The 11984-nt window shown below is 62.4% G+C and carries 11 protein-coding genes; 3 read left to right on the plus strand and 8 right to left on the minus strand.

Annotated features, from left to right (window positions below):
• Both AB8B02_RS29970 and AB8B02_RS29975 read right to left on the minus strand, forming a co-directional pair.
• The gene (locus tag AB8B02_RS29970) at window positions 1–1251 is read right to left on the minus strand and encodes a sarcosine oxidase subunit beta family protein (RefSeq protein WP_120288475.1); all 1251 of its coding nucleotides are present in this window, start codon (window positions 1249–1251) and stop codon (window positions 1–3) included.
• Window positions 1252–1360: 109 nt separating this feature from the next.
• Window positions 1361–1486, minus strand: a complete 126-nt coding sequence (locus AB8B02_RS29975; RefSeq protein WP_256461202.1) for a hypothetical protein — start codon at window positions 1484–1486, stop codon at window positions 1361–1363.
• Window positions 1487–1611: 125 nt separating this feature from the next.
• Here AB8B02_RS29975 and AB8B02_RS29980 point away from each other — a divergent pair, with 125 nt between their 5' ends.
• Complete coding sequence (locus AB8B02_RS29980; RefSeq protein WP_120288476.1) at window positions 1612–2430, plus strand: aldo/keto reductase; 819 nt, start codon at window positions 1612–1614, stop codon at window positions 2428–2430.
• A gap of 212 nt (window positions 2431–2642) precedes the next feature.
• On the opposite strand, the gene nikR is transcribed toward AB8B02_RS29980, so the two are convergent.
• Window positions 2643–3083, minus strand: coding sequence for a nickel-responsive transcriptional regulator NikR (gene nikR, locus AB8B02_RS29985; RefSeq protein ID WP_120288477.1), 441 nt, complete (start codon window positions 3081–3083; stop codon window positions 2643–2645).
• Between the two features lie 309 nt (window positions 3084–3392).
• Between nikR and AB8B02_RS29990 the strand changes: the two genes are divergently transcribed.
• Entirely contained in the window at window positions 3393–5474 is a 2082-nt protein-coding gene (locus tag AB8B02_RS29990) for a TonB-dependent receptor (protein ID WP_231081208.1), read from the plus strand.
• A gap of 92 nt (window positions 5475–5566) precedes the next feature.
• Window positions 5567–6718, plus strand: coding sequence for a lactonase family protein (locus AB8B02_RS29995; RefSeq protein ID WP_120288479.1), 1152 nt, complete (start codon window positions 5567–5569; stop codon window positions 6716–6718).
• 65 nt (window positions 6719–6783) lie between these two features.
• On the opposite strand, the gene AB8B02_RS30000 is transcribed toward AB8B02_RS29995, so the two are convergent.
• From AB8B02_RS30000 to ribB, 5 genes are all read right to left on the minus strand, one after another.
• The gene (locus AB8B02_RS30000; protein WP_120288480.1) at window positions 6784–7719 is read right to left on the minus strand and encodes an MBL fold metallo-hydrolase; all 936 of its coding nucleotides are present in this window, start codon (window positions 7717–7719) and stop codon (window positions 6784–6786) included.
• 211 nt (window positions 7720–7930) lie between these two features.
• Window positions 7931–8830, minus strand: a complete 900-nt coding sequence (locus AB8B02_RS30005) for an NAD(P)/FAD-dependent oxidoreductase (RefSeq protein ID WP_120288481.1) — start codon at window positions 8828–8830, stop codon at window positions 7931–7933.
• The gene (locus AB8B02_RS30010) at window positions 8827–9294 is read right to left on the minus strand and encodes an Rrf2 family transcriptional regulator (RefSeq protein WP_120288482.1); all 468 of its coding nucleotides are present in this window, start codon (window positions 9292–9294) and stop codon (window positions 8827–8829) included. The genes AB8B02_RS30005 and AB8B02_RS30010 overlap by 4 nt, the downstream gene beginning before the upstream one ends.
• Window positions 9295–9545: 251 nt before the next feature.
• Window positions 9546–10760, minus strand: coding sequence for an acyl-CoA dehydrogenase (locus AB8B02_RS30015; RefSeq protein ID WP_120288483.1), 1215 nt, complete (start codon window positions 10758–10760; stop codon window positions 9546–9548).
• Between the two features lie 124 nt (window positions 10761–10884).
• Window positions 10885–11976: a 3,4-dihydroxy-2-butanone-4-phosphate synthase gene (gene ribB, locus AB8B02_RS30020; RefSeq protein ID WP_120289113.1), complete on the minus strand. Its 1092-nt coding sequence runs from the start codon at window positions 11974–11976 to the stop codon at window positions 10885–10887.
• Window positions 11977–11984 lie beyond the last annotated feature (8 nt).

Genomic DNA, 11984 nt, shown 5'->3' on the forward strand with positions numbered 1-11984 from the left:
TCAGTGCAGGTTCGGTTGGGCGCCCTGGCCCTTTTCATCGATGATGTGGCCTGAGCGAAACCGGTTAAGCAGCAGGCGATTGGCAGCAGGATGCGGTTCGTCTTTCGCCAGCAGATGCGCGAAGACGAAGCCCGAGCCGGGCGTCGCCTTGAAGCCGCCATAGCACCAGCCGGCATTGAGGTAGAGCCCATTGATATGGGTGCGGTCGATGATCGGCGAGCCGTCCATCGACATGTCGACGAGGCCGCCCCAGTTGCGCAGCATGCGTGCGCGGCCGATCGCCGGCATCAGGGCCATGCCGCCTTCGCAGACATCCTCGACGACAGGCAGATTGCCGCGCTGGGCATAGGAGTTGTAGCCGTCGATATCGCCGCCGAACACGAGTCCGCCCTTGTCGGACTGGCTGATATAAAAATGCCCGGCCCCGAAGGTGATGACCCCGGGAATGACAGGCTTCAATCCTTCGGAGACGAAGGCCTGCAGCACGTGGCTCTCGATCGGCAGCCGCATCCCGGCCATGGCTGCGACACGAGACGATGAGCCGGCGACTGCGAGGCCGATCTTTTTCGCTCTGATCGCGCCGCGCGAGGTCTGCACGCCCACCGCATGACCGTCGACGATATCGATCCCTGTCACTTCGCAATTCTGGATCACGTCGACGCCGCGATCGCTGGCGCCGCGGGCGTAGCCCCAGGCGACGGCATCATGGCGCACGGTGCCGCCGCGCTTCTGCAACAAGCCGCCCTGGATCGGGAAGCGTGCATTGTCGAAATTCAGGAACGGATAGAGTTTGCGCACGCCCTCGCGGTCCAGCAACTCGCTGTCGGCGCCGTTCAGCCGCATCATGTTGCCGCGCCGGGCATAGGCGTCGCGCTGGCCGTCGGAATGATAGAGGTTCAACACACCACGCTGGCTGACCATGGCGTTGTAATTGAAGTCCTGCTCGAGGCCTTCCCACAGTTTCAGCGACAGCTCATAGAGCGAGATGTTCTCGGAGAGCAGATAGTTGGAGCGGATGATGGTGGTGTTGCGGCCGATATTGCCTGACCCGATCCAGCTCTTCTCCAGCACGGCGATGTTCCTGAGGCCGTATTCCTTCGCCAGATAATAGGCGGTCGCCAGCCCATGCCCGCCGCCGCCGACAATGACAATGTCGTATTCGGGTTTCGGCGCAGCATCACGCCATTGCGGCGTCCAGCCTTTGTGGCCGGTGAGGGTTTGCCTGAGCAGCGACGTCAGCGAATAGCGCATGGAGAATCCGGGTGGCGATCAGGCCCGGAGTGTCGCGTATTTCGGGGATTGGCACCAGTCCATGGGCGACATTCAGAAGCCCACCAGCGACATCGTGAGATGATGCCGTTTAGCGCGCCAGCCAGAAGCCGCCCACCACCAGGATCATGGCCAGCAGGCTGATGACCCCAAGCACGGCCGCAGTGATGGCCAGCAGGCCGTGGGAGTCGAGCCATCCGCGTAATGCCTTTTCCATGGTGCTGAAACTCTCCCGGTGATTTGAGTTTATCGTTGCAGGCTGGCACCGTATCAAACACTTCAGGCGCCGTCGTCTCGGACGGTTTCGCCATATTGAAGAATTGACATGCTTGAGGAAGTGACATGGACAATCTGAACACGCAGGGCATTTCAGTGCCGAAGCTCGGCCTCGGCACATTCAAGCTCACGGGCGACGGCTGCGTCGCCGGCGTGGAAAGCGCCATCGGCCTCGGTTATCGCCACATCGACACCGCCGAAATGTATGGCAACGAGGCCGAAGTCGGCGCCGGCATCAAGGCTTCGGGTATCGCGCGGAGGGATCTGCATGTCACCACCAAGGTCTGGCACGAGAATCTCGCGCCGGATGCCATCAGGCGCGCCTTCGACACCAGCATGAAGAAACTCGGTCTCGATGTCATCGATCTCTATCTGGTGCACTGGCCCTCGAAGGGCATGAACCTGCCGGCGATCTTCGAGACGCTGCTGAAGCTGAAGGATGAGGGCCGCGTCCGCGCCATCGGCGTCGCGAATTTTCCGGTCAAGCTGATGAAGCAGGCGGTGGAGGAGATCGGCGCGCCGGTTGCCTGCAACCAGGTTGAATATCACGCGCTGCTCGACCAGACGAAGCTGCTGACCTATCTGCGGTCGAAGTCGATCCCGCTGGTGGCCTATTGCCCGCTCGGTCAGGGCCGGCTGGCCGACAACGATGTGATGAAAAAGATCGCCGCCAAGCACGGCGTGTCAGCGGCGCAGGTCGCATTGAAATGGCTGCTCGATCAGGATGGCGTCGCGGCGATCCCCAAGGCGTCGCGCAAGGAAAGTCAGCAGGCCAATCTCGATGCGCTGAAGGTCACGCTGGACGACGACGACCGCAAGGCGATCGCGGCGCTACCGAAGACGCAGCGGCTGGTCAATCCGGGCTTCGCGCCGGATTGGGATTGATCTTTCTTGCTTCCCCTCTCCCACCTAGCGAAGCGCAGCTTCGCTAGGTGGGAGAGGGTGCCTGAGCGAAGCGAAGGCGGGAGAGGGGGCGCCACAACGTACGGAGCCTGTGGCGCTCCCTCTCCCGTCTCGAACCGCTGCGCGGTTCGATCCACCCTCTCCCGCTGCGCGCTGCTTCGCCGCGCTGGGGGAGAGGGGAAGGAAGCCCCCCATCACCCGTGACTGTGCCCCTTTTTCTTCCCTTCCGCCTTCTTCCCCGTCGGCATCATCACCACGCGGCCATATTTCACGCCGCGCTCCGCGATGATGTGATCGGCGAAATGCTGCACCTCGCTGCCCGAGCCACGCAGCGCCGTGACTTCCATGCAGTTGTCGCCGTCGAGATGCACATGCAGCGTCGCCAGCGAGAGGTCGTGGTGATGGTGATAGGTGTCGACCAGACGGCGTGACAGGTCGCGCTGGGCGTGATCATAGACATAGACCAGGGCGGCGACGCATTCGCCGGTCTTGCCCTTCTCTTGTGTCGCCTGCTGCATGCCGGCCCTGGCGAAATCGCGGATCGCTTCGGAGCGGTTCTGATAGCCGTGTTCGGCGATCATCGCATCCAGCTCTTCCATCAGGTCGTCATCGAGCGTGATCGTAATGCGCTGCATCGGTCCTCTCAAATAGTATGACGAATCTTTGACTTCATCATACTTGGCATGCCAGTGTGTTCCGGTTGAACCCAGCATAGCCCGGCCGACTGACCGTTGCATCGCTCTCTCTTTTCATCGGCCGGAATCGCCCTGGCTTCGCTCGCAGCTGTCACGCCGTCGGCTGCGCAGCCGGCGACAGTGCTGTCGCCGGTCGAAGTCGAGGCGCCGCCGCGGCCTGCGGCCAAACCACGTGTACCGCGCAGCGGGAATGAGGCAGGCCGCCCGGAGGCACGCCATGTTGCCGCACCGACGTTGGGGGCCGGCGGCATGAGTGTCACGCCCGGCGCCAGTGCAGCGCAGACGCCGGTCGCCTCCGCCAGCGAGAAGAATATCAGCGGCGCCGAGGTCAATGCGCGGCCGCTGTCGCGCCCGGCCGAAGCGCTCGAAGTCGCGCCCGGCCTGATCGTCACCCAGCATTCCGGTGACGGCAAAGCCAACCAGTATTTCCTGCGCGGCGTGAATCTTGATCACGGCACGGATCTCGCCATCTTCATCGACGGCATGCCGGTGAACATGCGGACCCATGGTCACGGCCAGGGCTATGCCGATACAAATTTTCTGATCCCCGAGCTGATCAATTCAGTCAACGTCCGCAAGGGGCCGTATTTCGCCGACGAAGGCGACTTCTCGTCCGTCGGTGCAGTTCATGTCAGCCTGATCGACAGCGTTGCGCGCACCATGGCGTCGATCACGTCAGGCAGCTTCGGCTATAACCGCGCCTTCGGCGTCACCTCGGGCAAAGTCGGCGAAGGCACGCTGCTGGTGGCCGCCGAGGCCAATATCTATAACGGCCCGTGGGACAATCCCGACAAGCTCCAGAAGCTCAATGGCGTGATCCGCTACAGCCAGGGCACCGCCGACAATGGTTTGTCGCTGACCGGTATGGCCTATGGCAACAAGTGGAATTCCACCGATCAGGTGCCGCTGCGCGCAATCACTTCCGGCGAGATCGGCCGCTATGGCGCGCTCGATCCCAGCGATGGCGGCAATTCGGAGCGTTTCTCGCTGTCCGGCCGTCTCCGGCAAACCGATCTCGACAGCGCAACCAAACTCGATTTCTACGTCATCAAGAGCAAGCTCAATCTGTGGAACAACTTCACGTTCTTTCTGAGCGATCCCGTCAATGGCGACCAGTTTCACCAATATGACGACCGCGTGCTCGGCGGCATCAATGCCGCGCATACATTCAAGTACACTATCGCGGGCTTCCGCAACGAAACCGAGGTCGGCATCCAGAGCCGCTACGACGATATCAATGTCAGCCTCGGCAACACCATCAAGCGGCAATATCTGTCCATCACGCGCAGCGACGGCGTGAAGGAAGGCAGCGTCGGCGTGTTCGTCCAGAACACCACCTTCTGGACCGACTGGCTGCGCACCAATATCGGCTGGCGCGGTGACTATTACGACACCACGGTCAATTCGTTCTTCAATCCGGTGAACTCCGGCAGCGCCACGGCGACCATCGGCAGCCCCAAGGCAGGTTTGGTGATTGGTCCCTTCGCCAGGACTGAACTGTTCCTGAATGCCGGCGAGGGCTTTCACAGCAACGATGCGCGCGGTGTGACCATCAAGGAATCGCCGAGCGACGGATCGCCGGTCGATAGCTCGCCATTCCTGGTGAAGACCAAGGGTGCAGAGATCGGATTGCGCACCAAGCTCGTGCCGGGTCTGACCAGTTCGGTCGCCTTCTTCATGCTGGATTCGGCCTCCGAAATCCTGTTCGTCGGTGACGCCGGAGATACTGAAGCCAGTCGTCCCAGCCGCCGCGTCGGCTTCGAATGGACCAACGACTACAAACCGACATCATGGCTGAGTCTTGAAGCCGACCTCGCAATGACGCGTGCGCGCTTTCGCGGCAGCAATGCCGATCAGGCGGCGGCCTATGCGGAGCTCGATGGCTATCCGGCCTCGCAGATCGGCAACGCGCCCGGCAATTTCATTCCTGGCGCGCCCAACATGATCGCCTCGGCTGGCATCAGGCTGGGCGATGCCACCGGCTGGTTTGGCGCCTTGCGCTATCGTTATTTCGGCCCGCGTCCGCTGACTGAAGACGCGGCCTTCATCTCGCCAGCCACGGGTTTGCTGAACGGCCAGGTTGGTTACCGCTTCGACAATGGCTGGCGCATCCAGCTCGATGCCTTCAACATGCTCGACAGCAAGTCCGACCAGATCACCTATGCCTATGGCTCGCTGCTGAAGACGGACTCGCTATTCGCCATGTGTTTCCCGGCGGGCGGTGGAGCGCCGACGGCATCTGCCGCGGTGTGCCAGACCGGCATCATGGATCGCGTGCTGCATCCGGTCGAACCGCTGGCCTTGCGGGTGACGGTGGCCGGCCGGTTCTGATCTCGCGGTTCCGACTTTGCCGCAGCGCAGCTTGCCTATTCGAAAAGGCGGTAGCATCATCCCTCCCAATGAAAAGAGGCAGGGAGGTGTTGATGCTCGTACGGGTTCGTTCCGTTTCGCGCCGTTGGCCATTCACGCGTGCCAGCGCCGGTTTGAAGGCGCTGCTGGCGATCGTGTCGCTCCCGTTAGCAACAGGGTTCATCATGTCATCGGCCAGTGCCGCCACTTACGTCTATGTCGGCAATGCCGACAGCCAGAACATCAGCATCCTCGAACTGAAGGCGAATGGCAGTCTCGCTGCGATCGATACCGTGGCGGTGCCGGGACCGGCGAAGCCCGGCGGCTCGCTGCCGCTGGCCATCAGTCCCGAAAAGCACCGGCTCTATGCTGGTTTGCGCAACGAGCCGTACACAGCGGTGACCTTCGATATCGATGCCAAAACTGGAAAACTGAAACTGGTCGGCCCCGGGCCACTGGCGGATTCCATGGCCTATATCGCGGTCGATCGCACCGGGCGCTTTCTGCTCAGCGCGTCCTATGGCGGCAACAAGGTGACGGTGAATGCGATCGGGCCGAATGGCGTGATCGCGCCGGCACAGCAGGTCGTCGCCACCGAACCGAACGCGCACTGCATCATCGTCGATCCCACCAATCGCTATGTGCTGCATACGAGCCTCGGCGGCGATGTGATCTATCAGCAGAAATTCGATGCCAAGGCGGGAAAGCTGACGCCGAACGATCCGCCGACCGTGAGCGTGAAGGCCAAGGGCGGCCCGCGCCATCTGGTGTTCTCGCCGGACAAGAAGTTCGTCTATCTGCTCAACGAACTCGACGCGGCGATCTATGTATTTCCGTGGGACGCTGCCACCGGCACGTTGAAGAAGGAAACGCAGGTCGCTTCTGCCTTGCCGAAGGGATTCGACGGCAAGCCCTGGGCGGCGGATATCCATCTGACGCCGGACGGCAAGTTTCTCTATGCGTCGGAGCGCACCAGCAACACGATCGCGGCGTTTCGTATCGATCCCAAAACCGGCGCGCTGACGTCGCTCGGCTCCACCGCCACGGAGAAGCAGCCGCGCGGATTCAACATCGATCCGTCAGGTCGCTATCTGCTGGCGGTCGGGCAGCTATCCAATAGCATGACGGCCTATTCCATCGATAAGGCGACGGGCAGCCTGACCAAGCTGAGCGAAACCGCGGTGGGCAAGAATCCGAACTGGGTCGAGATCGTGAATTTGCCGTAAGGACTGTCTCACTTCGAGCCGACGCACCGTCCTCTCGCTCCCTCTCCCCGCAATGCGGGGAGAGGTTAAGCAGCCATCCGATAGCTTCCGCCGATGACTGGATCGCCATCTGTCAGCACCAGGCCGCGGGCGACGAGATCTTCCAGATGCGCCAGCACGGAATAGCCGGCGGCGTTGGTCAGGCGGGGATCGAGGCCGATATAGATTGCGCGGACGATGGTCGGGATATCCGCCTCGCCCTTGCCGAGGCGATGCAGGATCGAGGCTTCGCGGGCGCGGCGGTGGCGAATGAGAAAGCGGACATAGCGCTGCGCGTCGGGAATGTCCGGGCCGTGGCCGGAGAAATACAGGTCCTCATCGCGCGCGGCGAGTTTATCGAGCGAGGCCATGTAGTCGATCATCGAGCCATCGGGCGGCGCGACGATGGAGGTCGACCAGCCCATCACGTGATCGGCGACAAACAAATACTTCTTCTCGCGCCAGGCAAAGGCCATGTGGTTGGCGGTATGGCCCGGTGTCGCCACGCCTTCCAGCGCCCAGCTGTCGCCTTCGATCACGTCGCCATCGGCCACCAGCACGTCCGGCTTGAAGTCGCGGTCGGCGCCGGATTCCGGCGAATGTTTCTCACTCTCGAAGCGGGGCCGCGAGGCGCGGTGTGGACCTTCGGCATAGACCGTGGCTGATGTGGCGGCCTTGAGTGCTGCAGTGTTCGGTGAATGGTCGCTATGGGTGTGGGTGACGAAAATATGCGTCACGGTCTCGCCCTTCACGGCATCGAGCAGCGCCTGCAGATGGGCGTCATTGGCCGGGCCGGGATCGATGATCGCGACCTTGCCGGTGCCGACGATATAGCTGTTGGTTCCGGTAAAGGTGAAAGGCGAGGGGTTGTTGCAGAGAACCCGGCGCACGTTTGGGCGAACCTGATCGACGACGCCGGGCTTGAGCGGGTAATCGCGATTGAACGGAACGTCGTCGTTGGCGCCGTTATCCTTGTCGCTCATGGTCGGTCCTTCCCAGGGTGTTCTTGGCCTGTGATGACTAGCAACATGATTAGGGAAATCAACAGCGCGGAGACGCGCCTGCCATGCATGCTTAAACACCGTCATGGCCGGGCTTGTCCCGGCCATCCACGTCCTGCCGTATGCGCCGTCGAGGCGTGGATGCCCGGAACAAGCCCGGGCATGACGAACTCTGGAAGCACAGATCTGGAAGTTACGCGTGCCCCGTCCCGAACATCAGCGATCGATGCGCGCCGACCCCGGCCATCGCGCCATCGCCCACCGCAAGCGCCACGGAGCCCGTCGCGCGCGCCATGTCACCGCAGGCGAATACGCCGGAGACGGTGGTTTCCTTGAACATGTCGGTCTGCAGGAACGGTCCCATCGGCCCGTCTTCCAGGGCACAGCCAAGCTGTGCGCCGAGCGGTGACGCCGGGCTGGTGCGCGTCAGCGTGAACATGCCATCGAGCGGAATGACGCGGCCATCGGCGAGTTCGACATCGATGGATGCGCCTGACAATCGCCTGATCGGTTCGCGCTCGATAGTGACACTGCGCTGCATCAGTTGCGTGATCTGCTCAGCGTCCGGCGTGAACGCGCCGTTGAGAAACAGCGTCGTCGATCCCCAGTCCGGCAGCATCAAGGCGTGATGCATCGACATCTCGGACGATGCCAGCACGCCGATGCGACCCTGATCCAATTCATAGCCGTGGCAATACGGACAGTGAAACACATGCTTGCCCCAGCGCTCGGTGAGGCCGGGGACATCCGGCAGTGCATCCACGACGCCGGCGGCGAGGATGACGCGCCTAGCTTGATAATGCGTGCCGGTCTCGGCGCTGACGATGAAGTCGTTCACGACGCCCGAGCCACCTGCGGCCGTCGCATCGACCCATTCGACAGTGGGATATTTCATCAACTGCGCGCGGGCGTCTGCAGCGATTGCGCCGGGGGCCCGGCCATCTTGGCCGAGAAAGCCATGGGAGTGTTCAGCGAAGCGATTACGGCGCTGGCCGGAATCCATGACCAGGACCTTGCGGCGGGCACGCGCCAATTGCAGCGCTGCGGAGAGGCCGGCATAGCTGCCGCCGATGACGATGGCATCGAAACTCATTTTGTCTTCCTTGAAATCTTGCTCTGAATTTTGCTGCGATGATCCTCCGCCCGCGCGTGAAAATCCGCGGCGAGCTGCGCCAACGTGACATCCGCAAGGCGGCCGATCAGCACGGCTTCCGCTTCCGCGAAGGCCGATGTGAGCGAGTGATTGACAGCCTGCTCGACGAGGCAGGTCGGGCTTTCCAGATGAATACCCATGGCCATCAGGCTGGGCTTGCCCAGCGCGTCATAGATGTCCTTCAGCGTCACGGTTGCGAGGTCGCGCGCGATCTCCCAGCCGCCGCCATGGCCCTTTTCGGAACGCACGAGGCCCGCTTCGCGCAGTCCCGCCATGGTGCGGCGGACGACCACTGCATTGGTGGTCATGCATATGGCCAGTTCGGCGGAGGTCATCGGGCGGTTCTGCTCGGCCATGTGCAGCAGCGCATGCAGCGTGGCAGAGAGGCGGTTGTCTCGTCTCATGTAACTTATGATGATACATGAAAGGGCGAACGTCAACCCTCTGTCATTCCGGGGCGGGGCCGACGCCGCAGGCGGCGGGACCGAGCCCGGAATCTCGACATGGGAGTCTCCGTAGCCAAACACTCCGGGATTCCAGGTTCGCGTCCGGCAAGAGCCGGCCACGCCCCGGAATGACGGAAGTATGGCCAAAATAAAAAATGCCCGGCGCGAGGCCGGGCATTTCGAAGCTTTGAAACCTGAAGCGTAGGCGCTTAACCGAACGCCTGGATACCCGTGATCGCACGTCCCAGGATCAGCGCGTGGACGTCATGCGTGCCCTCATAGGTGTTCACGGTCTCCAGGTTCTGCGCATGGCGCATCACATGGTATTCGGCCTGGATGCCGTTGCCGCCGTGCATGTCGCGGGCCATGCGGGCGATATCCAGCGACTTGCCGCAATTGTTGCGCTTCACCACCGAGATCATGTCCGGGTGGAAATTGCCTTCGTCCATCAGGCGACCGACGCGGAGCGAGCCCTGCAGGCCGAGCGAGATTTCGGTCAGCATGTCGGCGAGCTTCTTCTGCACCAGCTGGGTGGCCGCGAGCGGGCGGTTGAACTGCTTGCGGTCCAGCGTGTACTGGCGGGCGCGGGCCATGCAGTCCTCGGCGGCGCCGAGCACGCCCCAGGAGATGCCGTAGCGGGCGCGATTGAGGCAGCCGAACGGACCCTTGAGGCCCGACACGTTGGGCAGCAGATTCTCTTCCGGCACGATCACGCCGTCCATGACGATTTCGCCAGTGATCGAAGCGCGCAGCGAGAGCTTCCCGCCGATCTTCGGCGCCGTGAGGCCCTTCATGCCCTTCTCGAGAATGAAGCCGCGGATCTGGTTGTCATGCGCGGCGGACTTCGCCCACACCACGAACACGTCGGCGATCGGCGCATTCGAGATCCACATCTTGGAGCCCGAGAGCTTGTAGCCGTCCGACACCTTCTCGGCGCGGGTCTTCATGCCGCCGGGATCGGAGCCGGCATCGGGTTCGGTGAGGCCGAAGCAGCCGACCCACTCACCGGTGGCGAGCTTGGGCAGGTATTTCTTGCGCTGGTTCTCATCGCCGTAAGCATAGATCGGATACATCACCAGCGACGACTGCACCGAGTTCATCGAGCGGTAGCCCGAGTCGACGCGCTCGATTTCGCGGGCGACGAGGCCGTAGGCGACATAGCTGGCATTGGCGCAGCCATAGTCTTCCGGCAGCGTGATGCCGATCAGGCCGAGCTCGCCCATCTCGTTGAAGATCTCGCGGTCGGTATGCTCATTGAGATAAGCGTCGTTGACGCGCGGCAGCAGCTTGTCCTGGGCGTAAGCGCGCGCGGTGTCGCGGATCATGCGCTCGTCTTCGGTGAGCTGGCTATCGAGCAGGAACGCATCGTCCCACTGGAAACTTGCAGCGGCCGGCTTGTCCTTTGCCTTGGGGGCAACGCTCATCGAAATCCCTTTCACATCATGGCTGAGTAATGCGCATTGGCTGCGCGTGTTCTGGTCGCAAGCGCTGTTTCGCTCAACAGGATGCCGTCTCAGGCGGCACCCGCGCATTGCGTGCTACGGCATTTTAGTTCTTTGAACTATCGCCATCAAGCTGTTCGTTGCAGGCGATCTCGATGCCGAAACCCGACAGGCCCTTGTAGTCATGGGTCGACGAGGTCAGGTGGCGGATCGAGGTGACGCCGAGATCGCGCAGGATCTGTGCACCGACGCCGATTTCACGCCACTGCCGGTTGCGGTCGGCTTCCGCCGACTTCGGCGCATCGAGCGGCTCGACGGGCACGCCCGCGGCGCCATCGCGCAGATAGACCAGCACGCCGCTGCCGTTCTTCTTGAAGCGTTCCAGCACGGGCTGCATCTTAGCCGGGCCGAAAAACACGTCGCGCACGATGTTCGGCTTGTGGAAGCGCGTCAGCACGTTCTTGCCGTCGCCGACGCTGCCGTAAACGAAGGCAACATGGTGGATCGGATCGAACGGCGAGCGATAGGAATAGCCGTGCAGCGGGCCGATCGGACTGTCGGTGGTGAAGGTCGAGACGCGCTCGATCAGCTTCTCGCGGGCCTGACGATAGGCGATCATGTCAGCGATCGTGACATGCTTGAGCTTGTGCTTGGCCGCGAAGTCGACGACCTGCTGGCCCTTCATCACCGAGCCATCGTCGTTCATCAATTCGCTGATGACGCCGACGGGCGCGAGATTGGCCAGCTTGCAGAGATCGACGGCGGCTTCGGTATGGCCGGAGCGCATCAGCACGCCGCCCTCCCTAGCGATCAGCGGGAAGATATGACCGGGACGGGCGAAGTCATTGGCGCCGGCATTCGGATTGGCCAGTGCGCGGCAGCAGGAGGCGCGCTCATCGGCTGAAATGCCGGTACCGCCATCGGGCTTGTAGTCGATGGAGACGGTAAAGGCGGTGGTGTGGTTGCTATCGTTGTTGACGACCATCGGATCGAGCCGCAGACGCCGCGCATCCTCGGTGGTGATCGGCGCACAGACGATGCCGGAGGTATGCCGGATGATGAAGGCCATCTTCTCGGCGGTACAGAACGACGCGGCGACGATGAGGTCGCCTTCACCCTCGCGATCGTCATCGTCGGTCACCACGACCATTTCGCCGGCGGCAAAGGCTTGCAGAACGTCTGAAATCGGGTCGGCCATAAAATTCG

The sequence above is a fragment of the Tardiphaga sp. 862_B3_N4_1 genome (genome assembly GCF_051811085.1).
Taxonomy (GTDB): domain Bacteria; phylum Pseudomonadota; class Alphaproteobacteria; order Rhizobiales; family Xanthobacteraceae; genus Tardiphaga; species Tardiphaga robiniae.

Coding starts and splice junctions, on each gene's coding strand:
- AB8B02_RS29970 (WP_120288475.1), bottom strand. CDS start 1,251: ATGCGCTATTCGCTGACGTCGCTGCTCAGGCAAACCCTCACCGGCCAC.
- AB8B02_RS29975 (WP_256461202.1), bottom strand. CDS start 1,486: ATGGAAAAGGCATTACGCGGATGGCTCGACTCCCACGGCCTGCTGGCC.
- AB8B02_RS29980 (WP_120288476.1), top strand. CDS start 1,612: ATGGACAATCTGAACACGCAGGGCATTTCAGTGCCGAAGCTCGGCCTC.
- nikR (WP_120288477.1), bottom strand. CDS start 3,083: ATGCAGCGCATTACGATCACGCTCGATGACGACCTGATGGAAGAGCTG.
- AB8B02_RS29990 (WP_231081208.1), top strand. CDS start 3,393: ATGAGTGTCACGCCCGGCGCCAGTGCAGCGCAGACGCCGGTCGCCTCC.
- AB8B02_RS29995 (WP_120288479.1), top strand. CDS start 5,567: ATGCTCGTACGGGTTCGTTCCGTTTCGCGCCGTTGGCCATTCACGCGT.
- AB8B02_RS30000 (WP_120288480.1), bottom strand. CDS start 7,719: ATGAGCGACAAGGATAACGGCGCCAACGACGACGTTCCGTTCAATCGC.
- AB8B02_RS30005 (WP_120288481.1), bottom strand. CDS start 8,830: ATGAGTTTCGATGCCATCGTCATCGGCGGCAGCTATGCCGGCCTCTCC.
- AB8B02_RS30010 (WP_120288482.1), bottom strand. CDS start 9,294: ATGAGACGAGACAACCGCCTCTCTGCCACGCTGCATGCGCTGCTGCAC.
- AB8B02_RS30015 (WP_120288483.1), bottom strand. CDS start 10,760: ATGAGCGTTGCCCCCAAGGCAAAGGACAAGCCGGCCGCTGCAAGTTTC.
- ribB (WP_120289113.1), bottom strand. CDS start 11,976: ATGGCCGACCCGATTTCAGACGTTCTGCAAGCCTTTGCCGCCGGCGAA.